A 17,206-nucleotide genomic window follows, 5' to 3' on the forward strand; every position below is an offset into this window, starting at 1 on the left:
CATTCTCCTTATTCCCCAAAAATAGCTATCCGTTCGATTTGCGGTAACCGTTCCAGTTCTGCGATCACTTCAGCAGGAATCGTTTCATCAATCTCAATCGCCATCAAAGCTTGCATTCCTTTTTCGTGGCGACTCACTTCCATATGCCCGATGTTCAATTGGTGATTCGCCAAGACCCCGGTCACTGCAGCGATGGCACCGAATCGGTCGTGATGCAAGACGACGAGCGCAGGTCCCCCACCTGTCAACTTCAACGGGAACCCATTCAGTTCCGTGATCTCAATCGTTCCCCCACCGATTGAAATCCCGACGATTTCAAATGTCCCGAACTCATCTTCGAGCAAGACCCGCGCTGTATTCGGATGATCCGTCAACAGATCACTCGTCTCAAAGATGACCTCGATTCCTTTTTCACGGGCGATGTCTAACGCCTGTGGAATCCGTAAGTCAAACGTATCAAATCCCATGATTCCACCGACAATCGCGACATCCGTACCGTGACCCCGATACGTGTCCGCAAATGACCCATAAAATGTGATGTGCGCGGTGCGGGGCGTTCGCCCGAATAATTTCCCTGCCATCAGCCCGATGCGTGCGGCACCGGCCGTATGCGAACTCGATGGTCCGACCATGACAGGGCCAATAATGTCAAACACACTACGATATTTCACTTCATTTTCCCCCTTTCAAAAATCCCTACCTTCATTATACAGAAGGTAGGGACTTGAAACAGCTTATTCCACACTAAAAATATAAGAGTAAAGCGGTTGTTTGCCGTCGTGTACTTCAATCTCAATCTCATCATTTACAGATTCGATATATGACGTCAACGCTTCCACGTCTGATTCAGATGAGCCTTCACCTGTTAAGATCGTGATGATTTCATCATCTGCTTCGACGAGTGCATCGACCAACTTTTTAGCCGCTTCGAGGCTTGACGTCGATGAAGAAACAATTTTCTTCTCTGCGATTGCCATATGCTCGTCTTTCTTGATTTCCACACCATCGATGCTCGTATCACGAACAGCGTAAGTGACTTGACCAGACTTCACAGTCGCGGCAGCCGCTTTCATCGCTTGTTCGTTCATCTCGACATCCGCCTCTGGGTTGAAGGCGATTGCCGCCGCAAGACCTTGTGGGACCGTCTTCGTCGGGATGACAGAGACGCCGCATGGTGCGACAGATGCCGCTTGCTCAGCAGCCATGATGATGTTTGAGTTATTCGGGAAGATAAAGACATGTTCCGCATGTGCAGATTCAATCGCCTTGACGATATCTTCTGTCGATGGGTTCATCGTCTGACCGCCTTCGATGACATGTGCCGCCCCAAGCGAACGGAACAATTCACTGACGCCTTCACCCATTGCCACCGTTACGATCGCAAATGGTGCTTTTGGCTTCTCGGCCTGTTGAACACCGTGCTGATTTGCGCCGTGTTCTTCTTCAAGGATTGTCGAATGTTGTTGACGCATGTTCTCGATTTTGACTGCAACGAGTTCACCGAAACGCTGACCTTTCGTGATGACCTCACCTGGAGTCTCGACGTGAACGTGAACTTTTAAGAGTTCTTCGTCCGCGACGACAAGGAGAGAATCCCCTAGTTCTGACAATTCGTTACGGAATGCGTCTTCATTGAACGGCGCATCCTTTAACTTATCGTCTTGGAAACGAACCATGATCTCCGTGCAGTAGCCGAATTCGATGTCTTCTGTTGACATGAACCCTTGTGCTGCATGGGCATGATGTTCTGCCTCAATCAACGCATCCATGACAGGTGCATGTGGTTTCTCGAGTTCTTTTCCTTCAAGGCTTGCAAGGAATCCTTCGTAGATGACGAGAAGACCTTGACCACCTGAGTCGACGACGCCGACTTCTTTTAATACCGGCAACAAGTCCGGTGTACGGTCTAACGATGCTTTCGCTTCTACGATGACACGTTTCATAAACTCAGTGAAATCACTTGTCGACTCTGACGCAAGAAGCGCTTCGTCGGCCGCTTCACGAGCAACCGTCAAAATCGTTCCTTCAACCGGTTTCATAACCGCCTTGTATGCCGTGTCGACACCGCGCTTGAGCGCCTCTGCAAAATCAACAGTTGTCAGTTCCGCTTTGCCTTCAACCGCTTTACCGAATCCACGGAACAACTGACTTAAAATAACGCCTGAGTTTCCACGTGCTCCCATAAGTAGTCCACGAGCAAACTTCGATGACACCTCTGCGATATCTGATGAGTTCATCGCTGCTACTTCTTTCGCACCCGACGTCATCGTCAAGTTCATGTTCGTTCCCGTATCTCCGTCTGGAACCGGGAAGACGTTAAGCGAATCCACATAATCTGCGTTTTGGCTCAAGTTGGCCGCTCCGTTCGCGATCATGTTTGAGAGCGCCAATCCATCTAAACGTTTTAAACCCACACCAAATCCTCCTCCGTTTTCGTCAGTCATTCGTCAGACGAACGCCTTGAACGAATATATTTACCGACGAAACGTTTAATCCTAAAGTTTCTCCGAGCGTATACTTCACTCGGCTCTGCACGTTGTATGCAACTTCAGATACTTTCGTTCCGTAGCTTACAATGATGTGCATGTCGATATGTACGTCTTCATCTTCTTGACGTACGACGACACCACGCGCGTAATTTTCACGTTTTAACAATTCAGCAATGCCGTCTTTCAATTGTGCTTGTGAAGCCATGCCGACTACACCGAAGCATTCCATCGCCGCACCACCTGCGAGTGTCGCGATGACGTCACTTGTGATGTCAATATTGCCATATGTTGTCTTCATTTCAATTGCCATATGGAGTAGCCTCCTTTATTCGGAATGATTCCTAATGTACATTCTACAATAAGTACCTAGTTATTAAAAGAACCTGCTCCAGAAACTCGGTCAATTAACGCGATAACCTCATTCATTATTCAAATCCTTGAGAGTAATGTCAAGTTTTTTTCTTGTCATGGTACGATTTTCTAGTTGCATCGGGAAAAAAGCCGTGCTAATATAAACGAGTGTCTATTAGGACGAACCCACATAAAAAAGGAGGGGAAACGCATGGCACGTAAATGCTACGTAACAGGTAAATCACCTAAATCAGGTAACAACCGTTCGCACGCACTCAACAAGACAAAACGTACTTGGGGTGTAAACGTACAAAAAGTTCGTATTCTCGTTGACGGTAAACCGAAACGCGTTTGGGTTTCAGCTCGCGCACTTAAATCAGGTCTCGTTGAACGCGTATAATACTTATACACGAACGAATAAATCCCAGCGGCATTCGCCGATGGGATTTTTTTTTGCTTATTTTTTGATGATCATGACAAGAACCATTCCGTGATGGACCGTCAATCGGGCAGACGCTTCGGTCCATTCATTCGAAATCGTCAACGCCTCCCCACTCTTGACCTCATGATGGTCGAGTGGATATTTGACACCTTTAATCGAGATCGTGGCCGTCTTCCAAGGCATGAAGGAAAGATAGTACCCGTCTCGTTTCATGATCACCTCGTTACCTGTTCTCACGAGATAAACCGTTTGACCTTCTCCGTGAAGAACCATCTCCGGATACGCTTCAAGTAAGCCGACGTTCGCAAACGTCATATCGATGCGTCCGCCTAAGCCACCATATACATCCATCCGTGTCGCCCCGCGTTCTCTCGCTAACGCTAGTGCAATCTCTAAGTCCGTCACGTCTTTCTCCGAAGGATAGCGTAGCGCCTCCTCAGGCGGTAATCCTTTGTACGAATCAAAGTCACCGACCACGACGTCTGGCATGATCCCTTCATCTAATAATCTTTGATATCCACCATCGACACCGATGACAAAATCGGCATCACGCGGTAAGTCCGGAATAGGTTCCGGACTCGCCGCGACGATCAATATATTCATTGACGGAGATCCCGTGTCGCCACACGCGTGAAACGTGGTGCTGTCGTGAAGAGGAGCACCAACACGATGGCTGAGATGACAAAGGATGGTGCCATATACGTAGCATTGTAGCCGAGTGAATAGGCGACGACCGGACCTTCTGCATATTCAGCAAAGAAGACAATTCCCGAGATGACGTGCGCCGCGTATCGTAACATCGAACCAAGGAGCGCCCCGAGTACTAAATAAGTGGCAAGCGTCTTCGTCGCCCCGTTGCTCGCAGCTTGCTTCACACGCCCCGCGAACACTCCAGCCATTCCGACGAGACCATAAGCGACCGTATAGTCGAGCAGGAATTGTACAGGCGTGAAAATATAGGCACCGAACAAGAGTTGAAGTGTCCCGACGAGGGCACCTGTTGCGAGACCACCTTTTAATCCGTGGCGGAATGCCATCACAAAGATCGGGAGCATCGCTAAACTGATGGATCCCCCTTGTGGCAAACGGTATGGAATGAGCAAATCAAAAATGAGCCCGAGCGCTGCAAACAATGAAATTTCAATGAGCGCTTGTAATTTGAAACGTGTTTTCATCTTTCTTCCTCCTTTATTTGGTTGAACGACAAAAAGCAGCATGACGTAAACGCCATGCTGCTTGGATTCGCAACGTGCATTTTCGCCACATCCCTACGTCCGTGTGAACGGAACAGGTTCAAAGGGTTAGCGTATGCCTCTCAGCCACATTATGTGACACCCCTTGCGACTCTATCTTGTTGTTCTATCGTCGATTATACACGAGATGCGCCACGAATGCTATCGATGGCTGCTTTATAATCTGGTTGATTATAGATGGCTGATCCCGCAACAAGGACATCAGCCCCTGCGTCGATGCAATATTTTGCCGTTTCCGCGTTGACACCACCATCGATTTCAATCTCAAAATCAAGCTGACGGTCTTGGCGGAGCTGACTGAGTGCTGAAATTTTCGGTACGACCGATTCGATGAAGGCTTGTCCCCCGAACCCTGGGTTGACGGTCATGAGCAATACCATGTCGACGTCCGCAAGCACGTGTTCAATCGTCGAGAGCGGTGTATGCGGGTTCAAGACGACTCCGCATTTTGCGCCAGCCGCTTTGATTTGTTGCAAGACGCGATGCAAATGGTTCGTCGCTTCCACGTGAACGGTCACGATGTCCGCTCCCGCTTTCACGAAGTCTTCGACATAGCGTTCCGGTTGGTCAATCATCAAATGCACATCGAGGACCATGTCTGATTTTTTACGCAAGCTTGCGAGGACCGGCAGACCAATCGAGATGTTCGGCACGAACTGTCCGTCCATGACGTCAAAATGGATATAGTCCGCTCCCGCTTCTTGGACAGCTTTCACTTCCGCCTCCAAATTGGCAAAGTCGGCCGCTAAAATAGATGGTGCAATTTTAATCATCTGTCAATACCTCCGTTTTCGATCGTTTAACTCTTCCATAAAGGTAACATAATTCTCGTATCGTGTTGAAGCGATTTCACCATTTTCAACGGCTTGTTTGATGGCACATCCCGGTTCATTCAGATGAGCACATCCGCGGAACTTACAATCGTCATGGCGTTCCACGAAATCAGGGAAGCACCATCTGAGTTCATCTGCCTCAAGTTCTTGCGGAAACTCCAAGCTTGAAAATCCAGGTGTGTCGGCAACAAGACCATCCGCTAATTGAATCAACGTCACGTGACGCGTCGTATGCTTTCCTCGACCGAGTGATTTAGAGATTTCCCCTGTCGCCAACTCGAGCTCTGGCGCGACGGCGTTAAGTAACGAACTTTTTCCGACACCGGTCTGACCGGCGAAGACGCTCGTCTTCCCTTTGAAGAGACCGCGCACTTCATCCACTCCGTGAGCATGCTCCGTCGATGTCTCAATCACGTCATACCCGATGGCGCGATAACGTGCAATCGCTTCTTGTATCGGCTCGACTTCATGTTCACCGAGCAAGTCCATCTTCGTCAAGACGATGATTGGATGAATTTGCTTTGACTCGATGAGGACGAGGAAACGGTCGAGTAAATGATATGAAAACGCCGGTTCTTTTACTGAAAAGAGGAGGAACGCCTGATCGATATTGGCAATCGGCGGGCGAACGAGGTGGTTTTGACGCTCTTCCACCTCTAAAATATAGCCGGTCCCATCTTCTTGATCTTGAATCACCACATCATCGCCGACGACCGGTGAGATGTTGCGTTTTCGAAAGTTTCCTCTGGCCCGACAACGAATCTCTTGATTCGTCTCGGTCATCACATCGTAAAACCCGCCTTGAAGGCGAATGATTGTTCCTTTCATTATGACTACCTCCTTTAAAAAAGAGGTGACGACACCGTCACCTCTTTATTGTGCCTCTTCAGCTTGTGCATATGTGACTGAATCTGTTCGGACAATCTCACCATCGACTTCAATCGTCGCCGTCCCGACTTCGTCAGGGGCAATGACGAGCGTATACGAATACGTTGTCGTCTCTGTGATTTGATCACGAAGCACCTCAATCTCACCGCGTGCGTCAACCGTACGAATCACGACTTCGACCGTCTTCGGTTTCTTGTCTTTGTCCGGTTGCTCGACTTCCACGGTCACTTCACGTTCAATTGAAATATCAGTCGGTTCAACGCCTTCCGATACGATGACCGTGAGCTCCGTTCCCGGGTCGACTGCTGTCCCGGCTGTCGGAAGTTGACGGATGATTTGACCTTTTGGAACACTTGTCGAAAATTCATCCCGCTTCACGATTTTCAATTTGTTCTGTTCAGCATAAATGGATGCTTCGTCGAACGTATATCCAGCAAGGTTCGATAGTTCCACTTTGTTGCTTCCTGTCGACACGACGAGTGTGACCGTCACCTCTGAAGGAACGACCTCTTCACCTGGGTCGACCGATTGCGAAATCACGTCTCCACTATTCACCGTTTCGGAAGCTTCTGTTGTGATTTCAAGGTCGCTGAATGCCAAGTCTTTCAACATACGTTCGGCAGCAGTTTGCGAGAGACCTTCTACGTTCGGCATTTCGACCGTCTCTTTTCCGGCCGATACGACAATCGTCACGGTCGTTCCGCGTTTTGGCTTACGTCCTTCTTGCGGGTTTTGCGAAATGACCTCACCCTCCGCAATATCATCGCTCGCCCGTTCTGTCACTTCGACGACAAACCCGGAAGCTTCAAGCTCTGTCGTCGCATCCCCGATACTCATACCGACGACATCCGGCACGACGGAACGCGACATCTCATCGGCAACCACGTAAGCGGCAATGCTTCCACCAATCAATAGAACGATGAGTAAGATCCAAATCCACCATTTTCGTTTCTTCTTTTTCACAGGCACCTCTTCCGGTTCCTGTTCTTTTGGTGGCGTGACCGGTGGTGGTGTCACGGGCACATCTTGTTTTTCTTCCGGCACGACCGGTGCCATGACGAGCGTCTGGTCGAACTCGTCTTGATTTGCCGAGAGTCGTCTCGGTTCATTGGCACGTTCACGGCTCAACGCGGTCATGCAATCTTTTTTAAAGGCTGCGACCGATGCATGTCGGGCACCCGGTGATTTTGATAAGGCTTGCATGACACAGTTCTCAAGCGCTTGTGGGATATTCGGATTTAAGTCCATCGGTCGAATCGGGTCATCTTGCAAATGTTGAAGGGCGACCGCGACCGGCGTCTCGCCGATGAACGGTACACGACCCGTCAACAATTCATAAAGAACCGCACCGAGCGAGTAAATGTCCGATTTTTCATCCGCAAATTTCCCACGAGCTTGCTCGGGTGAGAAGTAATGGACAGAACCAAGGACGGACATCGTATGCGTCAACGTCGCATTCGACATCGCGACAGCAATCCCAAAATCGGTCACTTTCACGTTTCCATGCTGATCGATCATCATATTCTGCGGCTTGATGTCCCGGTGAATGATTCGGTTCGCATGGGCGTGGTCAATCGCATCACAAATCTGCCCCATGATGCGCAACGCCTCATCGACAGATATGTATTCTTCCTGCAAATATTGTTTTAACGTCACGCCATCGACGTGCTCCATGACGATATAGTATAAATCATCTTCATCGCCGACGTCGTAGATGGCGACGATATTCGGATGGTTCAGACTCGTAGCCGCGTGGGCTTCTCGCTCGAACCGACGTATAAATTGTTCGTTATGTGAGAATTCAGATCGCAACACCTTGATGGCGACGGTTCGGTTTAAAATCTCGTCATGAGCCCGGTAGACATTTGCCATGCCTCCGCTGCCGATTTGTTGTTCGATCCGATAACGATCGTTGATTCGTTCTCCGCTTCGCATCGGATTCATCCTCTCTTTCTATCTGTGAATTGAACGAGGGCGACCGTGATGTTGTCGCTCCCTCCCAATTGGTTGGCTTCCGCAATCAGTTGATCTGCCTTTTGATCAGCTGATACAGCTTGTTGTAAAACGTGTTGAATCGCCCCATCGGTCAGATGTGTCGTCAATCCATCCGTACAAATTAAAATCACATCAAACTCAGGGTCAGCGAGCACTTGTACGTCAGGCTCGACTTGTTCGCTTGAACCGATCGCTCGGGTGATGACATTTCGTTTCGGATGAACGCGCATCTCTTCTTCCGTCAATTCACCGAGCTGTTTGAGCACGTTGACGTAAGAATGGTCTTCTGTAAGACGTCTTAATTCGTTCGCTTGCAGGGCATAGACACGGCTATCGCCGATATGAACGATGACAACTGTCTCTCCGTTCCAACAAACGGCCGCCACAGTCGTTCCCATCATGACAAGGTTCGACTGTTTCGCAAACTGCAACACTTGTTCATTCGCCAAGTGAATGTGATGGCGGAACCATTGTTCAATGTCGACAGGGGTCGACGGGAGAGACGGGAAAGCCCGTCGAAACTCTTCAATCACGATTTGACTCGCGACCTCTCCCGCTGCATGTCCACCCATTCCGTCGGCAACGAGCGCAATTCCTGAGAAGGCATCGCCTAAGATTAAAACTGCATCTTCATTTTGTGTGCGTACTTGTCCACGATCTGTTCGAAATGCTAATTCCATCTTTCTGATTACCTCGTTTCTTGTTCGCGCTCCTTCGCTCGAAGTTGCCCACAAGCAGCATCGATATCCGAACCTTGTTCGCGACGAATCGTCACGTTCACATTGCGGTCTTTGAGCACTTTTTCGAAGGCAAAGATTTGAGCTCTCGGTGTGCGTACGTAGTCGCGTTCCAATACGTGGTTGACTGGGATCAAGTTGACGTGGCATTTGATGCCTTTCAACAAGTCAGCCAATTCGTGGGCATGGTCTTCCGTATCGTTGACGCCACCAAACAATCCGTATTCGAACGTGATGCGACGACCGCTCTTCTCCGTATAGTAACGGACGGCATCCATCAACTTGTTCAAGTCAAACGCACGGTTGATTGGCATGAGACGTGTACGTAGTTCTGTCGAAGCCGCATGAAGAGAGATGGCGAAGTTGATGCGCATACCTTCATCGGCAAACTTATAAATTTTTGGAACGATTCCGCTCGTTGATACCGTGATGTGACGGGCACCGATGTTAAGGCCGTTATCGTGGTTGACCGTACGTAAGAAGCGCATCAACTCATCATAGTTATCAAACGGTTCACCAATTCCCATGACGACGATCGAGTCAACACGTTCGCCTGTCGCGTCTAGGGCGCGCTGTACATCAAGAACTTGTGCCGTGATTTCACCAGCTTCTAAGTTACGTTTCAACCCACCGAGTGTTGAGGCACAGAACGTACAGCCGATCCGGCAACCGACTTGTGTCGTGACACAAATGGAGTTCCCGTACTCGTGACGCATGAGAACCGTTTCAATTGAATAGCCATCTTGAAGTTCGAACAAGAATTTGATCGTACCGTCTTGCGATTCTTGTTTGACCAATTCCTTCAATGTTGTCAGTTGGAACGATTCTTCTAATTGGTCACGAAGTGCCTTTGGAACGTTCGTCATATCGTCGAATGACGTGACACGTTTGACGTACATCCAATCATATAATTGTTTCGCACGGAATGATTTTTCTCCTGCTTCCACGACCCACGCCTCAAGTTCAGGGAACGTCAACGAATAAAGTGACGGTTTTGCGCCTAAAAGTGGATTCTTTTCTACTGCTTTTGGATTCATTGTTTTATACCTCTTTCTTAAATGCGGCGATATAGAAGCCGTCGGTCCCGAATGTCGTCGGTAATAGTTTTAATTCAGCACGGTCCGATGCCATGATCGGACGAACAGATTGCGGCAGACGCTCTTTTAGCGTCTCGTCCCACACCAATCCTTTTGACAATACATAGTCAGCCTGCGTCTCGTTCTCGGACGGATCAATCGTACATGTCGAGTAAACAAGCGTACCACCTGGTTTGAGCAGTGGCAATACGGCATCAATGATTTGTCGTTGAATCTTCGGTAAGTTTTCTAACTGGGCTTTGTCTTTCGTCCACTTGATATCTGGCTTCCGACGAATGACACCAAGACCCGAACAAGGAACATCTAGAAGAATACGGTCAAAGCTCTCTTTTTCAAACCGTTCACCTGCCAGACGAGCATCAAGGGCAAGTGCGGTCACTCCATTGATGTGAAGACGTTTGGCTTGCTGGTCGATCAATTTCGCTTTATGTGGATGAAGATCGAGCGCTGTGAGCGATCCGTTCTCCATCCGTTCTGCCGTGTGCATCGCTTTCCCACCAGGAGCGGCACATGCATCTAAAATCTGATCATCTTTCGACACACCTAGAGCATCTGCGACAAGCATCGAACTCTCATCTTGAATCGATAAGAGACCTTCCTCGATGAACGGGGTCGAATGGACGTTGCCCGATTCGACGACGAGTCCGTCACTTGATAGTTCAGAGCGTGACGTCAAGACACCTAAGTCGGCCAAACGGTTCATCATGTCGTCGACAGACGCGCGTTTACGGTTGACGCGAACCGTGACAGGAGCCGGTTCGTTGTTTAATTGACAGATGGCTTCTGCCGTTTCCACCCCATATAGGTCAATCCAATCGGAGACGAGCCATTTCGGATGACTATGTTCGATTGAGATTCTTTCCGCATCTGTCAACTCGCTAAAGTCAGGGAACCCTTCACGGAGAACGTTACGTAACACCCCGTTCACGAATTTACTCGTTCCGAGATGGTGTCCTCGTTTTTTCGCAATTTCGACCGCTTCGTGTAAGACGGCACGATCTGGCACCTTATCGAGGTAAAAGAGTTGATATACACTCATCCGAAGAAGCGGAAGGACGAACTTATCGAGCTTCTTCGGCGAACGGATTCGATCGTTTAAGATGTAATCCAACGTTCCTTTTCGACTGAGTGTCCCATAAACGAGTTCGGTATAAAGACCGACATCTTTTGGAGCGACTTTCTTTTGTTTTAATGCATCATTGACGGCAATCGTTGAATACGCGCCGCCTTGTTCAATTTTTATCAGCGTATCAAGCGCTGCTTCACGTACGTTCATGAGTTCCTCCTAATCGGTCACCAACACGCAACTTCTGTCCAGCTCCACGCATGAAGGTCGCACCATCCATTCGTTTTTTCCCTGCTGGTTGTAAGTCCGTCACTTTGATGGCAACGCTGTTCCCAGTTGCCACGACGAATCCGTCCTCTTCAAGTCGAACGACTTCTCCAGGTTGCCCTGTACCCGTCGTCTTCTCTCCCATGAACAGTTTCACGCGTTCACCTTCAAGTGTCGAATAGGCAGTCGGGAATGGATTCATCCCGCGAATGTGATTATAGATGGCTTCCCCACCCATACTCCAGTCGATTTGTTCGCGCTCACGGCTGATGTTCGGTGCAAACGTCACATCCCGCTCATCTTGAGGGACCGCTTCAATCCATCCTTCTAAGAAAGCTGGAAGTGTACGGATGAGAAGATCGCTTCCTGCTACAGCCAGTTTATCAAATAACGTTCCGACCGTATCCATTTCTTCAATCGGAACAATCGTATTGGCAATCATGTCACCTGCGTCCAATTTGTCGACCATATACATGATTGTCACACCTGTTTCCGACTCACCATCGATGATGGCTTGATGGATTGGGGCACCTCCACGATATTTCGGAAGTAGCGAGGCATGGACATTGATTGCTCCGTGAGACGGTGCCTCGAGTAATGCGGTCGGCACGATTTGACCATACGCTGCCGTGACGATGAGGTCCGGACGTAACGCTAAAATTTCTTCATAATCCGTGCGAACTTTCTCAGGTTGCAAGACAGGAATGCCATGACGGAGTGCACACTCTTTCACAGGCGTTGGTTTCAGTTCACGTTTTCGTCCGACCGGTTTGTCCGGTTGCGAGACGACACCTACGACATTGTATCCTTCTTCGAGCAGTCGCTCAAGTACAGATACCGCAAATGTCGGAGTTCCCATGAAGACGATCCGTTTGTCTTTTCCAGGGTTTGGAACCGCGAGCTTATCTGTGAATAAGACGCCATCTAAATGATCCATCTCATGCTGAATTGCCCGGGCGAAGAAGCCGCTCGCTTGAATCGTATGCGTGCGTCCTTTCAAGTCCTGATTTTTGACGACAATCGACTCATGACGTTCCACGAATCCAAATTCGCCTGGGATGCTCAAACATCCTTCGAGTCCGACCTCACGTCCTGACGTCTCGATGATTTCAGGATTGATCAAGACGAGAGGACCCGTCTCATCATCGGTATGGACGACTGCGAGTCGTTGATTCAAGTTGACCTGTGGTGCCGCAACACCGACTCCGTCATACTCATACATCGTATCAAACAATCGGTCGACCGTTTGACGCAATTTTTTATCGAACTTCGTTACCGGTTCGCATGTTACGCGTAATATATCGTTCGGTACTTCTACTACTTTATACATGTCTCTCCACCTCACATGAATACGTATGGGTTCACATCGATACTCATTTGATATTCTTTCTTACTGATCGCTTTCGCTCTTGCTTGTTGAAGGCGAGCTAACTCCGCGTAGAGCGTTTCAGGTTGTTTCGTTTTAATGAACACCTGATAACGATACGCATTCTTTAATTTTGATAACGGGGCAGGCATCGGACCGTTCAAGCGGCTGTTCTCCACTTGTGCCTGTAAAAAGTCTGATGCAAACAGTTCCGCCTCCGCTTTGGCGACGAGCGGGTTTTCTGCCGAGAACGTGACGAGCGTCAAAAACCAATACGGCGGATGGTTCCCGACTTGACGAAGACCCATTTCTTTGGCGAAGAACGTCTCATAGTCGTGTTCACTCGCTGTCTCGATGACATAATGGTCCGGATTGTACGTTTGGACGAACGCCTCACCTGGAAGTTTTCCACGACCGGCTCTCCCTGCCACTTGGGTGACAAGTTGGAACGTCCGCTCGGTCGCACGGAAATCAGGCATCCCGAGCGTCGCATCTGCCGCAAGTACTCCGACGAGCGTGACGTTTGGGAAGTCGAGTCCTTTGGCAATCATTTGGGTGCCGAGTAAAATGTCGGCCTCTCCTTCTTCGAAGCGTCGTAACAATTGTTCGTGTGACCCTTTCCGCGACGTCGTATCTTGGTCCATTCGGATGATCCGCGCCTCCGGAATCCGATTCAACAACTCCGTCTCGATCTTCTGGGTGCCTGATCCGAACTGTTTAATTTTCTTACTGTTACACGATGGACACGTTGACGGCATGCCGACTTCGTAGCCACAATAATGACACTTCAATCGATCACCATATTGATGATACGTCAAATTGACGGCACAATGCGGACAGGTCATTCCTTCCCCACAGTCCCGACACATGACAAATGTCGTAAACCCACGGCGATTCAACAGAATGACACATTGCTCTTTTTTCTCGATCCGGTCGAGGATTCCATTAAACAATTCCTCAGAGAACATCGTCGTATTGCCTTTTGCCAGTTCACGGCGCATATCGATAATGTGGACCGGTGGCATTTCTCCACCGTACCGTTCTTTCAAGTGTAAGTAGCGATACACACCCTTTTGCGCCCGGGCGTATGACTCGAGCGAAGGTGTCGCACTCCCCAACACGACGGGACACCCATGATAGCGGGCCCGCCAGATGGCGACATCGCGCGCATGATAGCGCGGGTTCTCTTCTTGTTTATACGTCGTCTCATGCTCTTCATCTAAGATGATGAGACCGAGACGGTCGAGCGGCGCAAAGATGGCCGAACGAGCACCGACGACGACGTCGACTTCCTTCCGCTTAATTTTACGCCACTCATCATACTTTTCCCCTTTAGAAAGGGCACTGTGTAAGACTGCGACGCGTTCACCAAAGCGACGTTTAAAACGTTTTACCATCATCGGCGTCAAACTGATTTCCGGCACGAGCAAGATGGCCTGCTTGCCTTCATCAATGACTTGCCCAATCGATTCTAAATACACTTCGGTCTTTCCGCTACCGGTCACACCGTGTACAAGTAACGTCTCGCCTGCATCCGCCTCATGGATTGCCTGGACCGCGTTCGCCTGACTATCGTTTAACTGCACCGATTCCTGTACTTGTTCAATCGTCGCGTACGGGTCACGATTCAATTCCACTTCGGTCAACCGCACCGCACCGAGATCTTCGAGCTTTTGAAGTTGCGGACGAGTCAAGCCGATTTGGCGTAATGCCGACCAATACATACGTGGCGTCTCTTCTAACGCTTGAATCGCTTCTAGTTGCTTTTTCGCACGTTTCGAGACGACTGTCGGATCGAGCAGTTCGACGACGATGTCTGTTTTGACTGTTTTCTTTTCTTTCAGAACGGGAGCGAGGGTAAGCTCCCCTTTTTTAGCAAGTCCGAGAATGACCGATTGAATGTCTTTCGGATATTCCGATAAATGTGTCCCGAGACGAACACCTTCAGGCACATGCCCCTCTTTAATTTCTTTGTCGTAACTAACTTTTAGCGCTGCCGGTAGCATCGCAAGGAGTGCAGAAGAACGGAAGCATAGCGTCGTCTCCTTCACATGGATGGACAAGTCGAGCAGTTCATCCGTTAGTGAGGATTCTTCATCTAATAAGGCTTCGAGCGGCTTCAATCCATCTCTCGTCCCGTCCGATGTGCCAACGACGATTCCTAACAGACGGCGTGAACCGAATGGAACTGAGACACGCATCCCCGGTTCAATCAAGGATTCGAATTGTTCGGGTACTTCATAATCAAACGGACGATCAATCGTAATCACCGGTGCATCAACATGGACGTGGGCAATCATTGGACCGCTTCCTTAAAGTGTGTGAGCAGTTCGAACGCCAACTGTTTCTTCGACTGTTTCGGAAGTTGAAGCGTCGTCCCGTCAGCGTGGAACAGGACAGCCTCATTATCATCTGCACCGAATCCGACGTCACTACCGGATACATCGTTTGCGACGAGGAAATCGACGTTCTTTTTCTTCAGTTTCGCTGCCGCATGTTCTTCGAGTCGTTCCGTCTCCGCAGCAAAGCCGACTAACACTTGATGGGTCTTTCGTTCACCGAGTGTCTTGAGAATGTCTGTCGTTTCTTCGAGTTCGATTGTGAGTGGACCATGCACTTTTTTATGTTTCTCTGCATGGACCGTTTTAGGACGATAATCCGCGACTGCCGCCGACTTCACGACGAGGTCGAGTGATTCGAAACGACTTGTCACTTCCTGCAACATTTCTTCGCTCGACTTGACGGGAATGGCCGTCACACCGTCTGGTACGGGGACTTGAAGCGGACCGTGGACGAGGGTGACACGTGCACCCATATCACGCGCCACTTCCGCGAGTGCCACACCCATTTTTCCTGACGAGTCATTTGATAAGTAACGGACGGGGTCGATGCGTTCTACCGTCGGACCAGCCGTAATCAAAACTTCTTTTCCGAGGTATAGTTTCGGGACGAACTGGCTTTCGATGATGCGCACCAAATCTTCTGGTTCTGGTAGACGTCCACCGCCAATCCAGCCACATGCCAAGTTACCGACACCTGGTTCGATCAACTGATAGCCGTATGATTTTAATGTCTCGATATTTCGCTGTGTGGCAGGATGTTCGAGCATGTTCACATTCATCGCCGGTGAGACAATCACCGGGCACTTCGCCGCTAGGATCGACGTCGTGATGAAGTCATCTGCAATCCCGTTCGCTAATTTCGCAATCGTGTTGGCCGTCGCAGGAGCGACGACGATCAAGTCACTCGAGTCGACGACATCGATATGTGCAATCTTTGTTGGATCATGCTCTTCAAACACATCGGTATAGACCGGATTTCGACTGAGCGCCTGGAAGGTCGCCTGACCCACGAATTGTTCTGCCGACTTCGTCATCGCGACGCGAACATTCGCTCCGGCTTGAACCAATTTCGATGTGAGCGCACACGCCTTGTAGGCGGCGATGCCACCACTCACACATAACAAAATAGTACGATCCTTCACCATTCCCAAACTCCCCCTTATAGACAATGAGACCCAAGTCGCAAACGACTTGGGTCACACTTCATCCGTTGTTTTTTTCGTTCACGATGATTGTCGTATCACCCGAAAATAGTTCTTCTAACGCTTGACCGACCGGCTTATATGATTTTGGCTCGGCGACTTTCGGTGCTTTTCCATCTTGAATCTGACGCGCCCGTTTTGCAGCGACCGTAACGATCGTATATTTTGACGGGATAGTACGTTGTAAGGCATCAATCGAAGGGTATAACATTAAATGACCTCCATCATGGCTTTTTTATAGAGTGACGCAACACGTTCACGTTTACAATGCTCAGCTGTCACGATCGCTTTAATCCGATCGATGGCTTTGTCGACCTCGTCGTTCGTGACGACGTAATCATAGGCGTCCATCAACTCGATTTCTTCACGCGCGACGAGCAGGCGTTGCTTGATGACTTCTTCAGACTCCGTGCCTCGTCCGATTAGACGATTGCGAAGTTCTTGAAGACTTGGTGGTGCCAAGAATAAAAAGACGGCTTCCGGGAGAAGTTCCTTCACTTGGAACGCCCCTTGCACCTCAATTTCAAGAATGACATCTTGGCCGCTTTCGAGCGTTTCACGCACCCACTCTACAGGCGTCCCGTAATAGTTGCCGACGAACTCGGCGTGTTCGAGCAATTCTTTTTGTTCGATCATGCGTTCGAACTCTTCTCTCGATTTGAAGAAGTAATGCACTCCTTCGACTTCCCCTTCACGTGGCTTTCGAGTCGTCGCCGACACCGAATATTGAAGGTTATTGTCCTCTTCCTCGCGAAGAGCACGACAAACGGTCCCTTTTCCGACACCGCTCGGTCCAGACAAAACGATTAATAATCCTCGTTCTTTAAAATTCACTGCAAGCCCTCCATCTTCTAACATCACATTTAATTATAATAGCA

General features: G+C 49.4%; 17 protein-coding genes, 1 pseudogene and 1 riboswitch. Of the genes and pseudogenes, 1 reads left to right on the forward strand and 17 read right to left on the reverse strand.

All coding sequences use genetic code 11. From position 1 onward, the window contains the following. Positions 1–8 precede the first annotated feature (8 nt). From sdaAB to PQI28_RS01045, 3 genes are all read right to left on the reverse strand, one after another. A complete protein-coding gene (gene sdaAB, locus PQI28_RS01035; RefSeq protein WP_047795429.1) occupies positions 9–671 on the reverse strand; it encodes an L-serine ammonia-lyase, iron-sulfur-dependent subunit beta in 663 nt (220 codons plus the stop codon). A gap of 63 nt (positions 672–734) precedes the next feature. Then, positions 735–2,414 carry a DAK2 domain-containing protein gene (locus PQI28_RS01040; protein WP_214875409.1) on the reverse strand — a complete coding sequence of 560 codons (1,680 nt, stop codon included), beginning with the start codon at positions 2,412–2,414 and terminating at the stop codon, positions 735–737. A gap of 22 nt (positions 2,415–2,436) precedes the next feature. After that, the gene (locus PQI28_RS01045; protein ID WP_015881350.1) at positions 2,437–2,799 is read right to left on the reverse strand and encodes an Asp23/Gls24 family envelope stress response protein; all 363 of its coding nucleotides are present in this window, start codon (positions 2,797–2,799) and stop codon (positions 2,437–2,439) included. A gap of 252 nt (positions 2,800–3,051) precedes the next feature. Here PQI28_RS01045 and rpmB point away from each other — a divergent pair, with 252 nt between their 5' ends. After that, entirely contained in the window at positions 3,052–3,240 is a 189-nt protein-coding gene (gene rpmB / locus PQI28_RS01050) for a 50S ribosomal protein L28 (protein ID WP_015881349.1), read from the forward strand. Between the two features lie 57 nt (positions 3,241–3,297). On the opposite strand, the gene PQI28_RS01055 is transcribed toward rpmB, so the two are convergent. The 14 genes and pseudogenes from PQI28_RS01055 to gmk all read right to left on the reverse strand — a co-directional run bounded on the left by PQI28_RS01055 (position 3,298) and on the right by gmk (position 17,186). Then, on the reverse strand, positions 3,298–3,885 hold the full coding sequence (locus tag PQI28_RS01055; RefSeq protein WP_339962347.1) for a thiamine diphosphokinase: 588 nt from the start codon (positions 3,883–3,885) through the stop codon (positions 3,298–3,300). Next, on the reverse strand, positions 3,882–4,457 hold the full coding sequence (thiT, locus tag PQI28_RS01060; protein ID WP_337873691.1) for an energy-coupled thiamine transporter ThiT: 576 nt from the start codon (positions 4,455–4,457) through the stop codon (positions 3,882–3,884). Before thiT ends, PQI28_RS01055 begins: the two co-directional genes overlap by 4 nt. A 73-nt stretch (positions 4,458–4,530) precedes the next feature. After that, a riboswitch (TPP riboswitch) is annotated at positions 4,531–4,631 on the reverse strand. 20 nt (positions 4,632–4,651) lie between these two features. Beyond that, entirely contained in the window at positions 4,652–5,308 is a 657-nt protein-coding gene (gene rpe / locus PQI28_RS01065; protein WP_214745519.1) for a ribulose-phosphate 3-epimerase, read from the reverse strand. Between the two features lie 3 nt (positions 5,309–5,311). Continuing rightward, entirely contained in the window at positions 5,312–6,199 is an 888-nt protein-coding gene (gene rsgA, locus PQI28_RS01070; protein WP_224862728.1) for a ribosome small subunit-dependent GTPase A, read from the reverse strand. Between the two features lie 42 nt (positions 6,200–6,241). Continuing rightward, complete coding sequence (gene pknB, locus PQI28_RS01075; protein ID WP_214783830.1) at positions 6,242–8,191, reverse strand: Stk1 family PASTA domain-containing Ser/Thr kinase; 1,950 nt, start codon at positions 8,189–8,191, stop codon at positions 6,242–6,244. A gap of 5 nt (positions 8,192–8,196) precedes the next feature. Beyond that, positions 8,197–8,931: a Stp1/IreP family PP2C-type Ser/Thr phosphatase gene (locus tag PQI28_RS01080; protein WP_214745525.1), complete on the reverse strand. Its 735-nt coding sequence runs from the start codon at positions 8,929–8,931 to the stop codon at positions 8,197–8,199. Between the two features lie 8 nt (positions 8,932–8,939). Further along, positions 8,940–10,025, reverse strand: coding sequence for a 23S rRNA (adenine(2503)-C(2))-methyltransferase RlmN (gene rlmN, locus PQI28_RS01085; RefSeq protein ID WP_074034829.1), 1,086 nt, complete (start codon positions 10,023–10,025; stop codon positions 8,940–8,942). Positions 10,026–10,029: 4 nt separating this feature from the next. Further along, positions 10,030–11,361 carry a 16S rRNA (cytosine(967)-C(5))-methyltransferase RsmB gene (rsmB, locus tag PQI28_RS01090; protein WP_337873689.1) on the reverse strand — a complete coding sequence of 444 codons (1,332 nt, stop codon included), beginning with the start codon at positions 11,359–11,361 and terminating at the stop codon, positions 10,030–10,032. After that, positions 11,348–12,286, reverse strand: a complete 939-nt coding sequence (gene fmt, locus PQI28_RS01095) for a methionyl-tRNA formyltransferase (protein ID WP_339962637.1) — start codon at positions 12,284–12,286, stop codon at positions 11,348–11,350. The genes rsmB and fmt overlap by 14 nt, the downstream gene beginning before the upstream one ends. Positions 12,287–12,310: 24 nt before the next feature. Continuing rightward, positions 12,311–12,748 (reverse strand): annotated as a pseudogene (def, locus tag PQI28_RS01100) (peptide deformylase); the annotation flags it as partial. 11 nt (positions 12,749–12,759) lie between these two features. Then, a complete protein-coding gene (gene priA / locus PQI28_RS01105; protein WP_339962348.1) occupies positions 12,760–15,084 on the reverse strand; it encodes a primosomal protein N' in 2,325 nt (774 codons plus the stop codon). Further along, a complete protein-coding gene (gene coaBC / locus PQI28_RS01110; RefSeq protein ID WP_214783844.1) occupies positions 15,081–16,271 on the reverse strand; it encodes a bifunctional phosphopantothenoylcysteine decarboxylase/phosphopantothenate--cysteine ligase CoaBC in 1,191 nt (396 codons plus the stop codon). Before coaBC ends, priA begins: the two co-directional genes overlap by 4 nt. Positions 16,272–16,329: 58 nt before the next feature. Further along, positions 16,330–16,539: a DNA-directed RNA polymerase subunit omega gene (gene rpoZ / locus PQI28_RS01115; RefSeq protein ID WP_015881337.1), complete on the reverse strand. Its 210-nt coding sequence runs from the start codon at positions 16,537–16,539 to the stop codon at positions 16,330–16,332. Then, entirely contained in the window at positions 16,539–17,186 is a 648-nt protein-coding gene (gene gmk, locus PQI28_RS01120) for a guanylate kinase (RefSeq protein WP_031421596.1), read from the reverse strand. The genes rpoZ and gmk overlap by 1 nt, the downstream gene beginning before the upstream one ends. Between the last annotated feature and the right edge of the window lie 20 nt (positions 17,187–17,206).

The organism is Exiguobacterium sp. USCH10 (assembly GCF_037619445.1).
GTDB classification, from domain to species: Bacteria; Bacillota; Bacilli; order Exiguobacteriales; family Exiguobacteriaceae; genus Exiguobacterium; species Exiguobacterium aestuarii_A.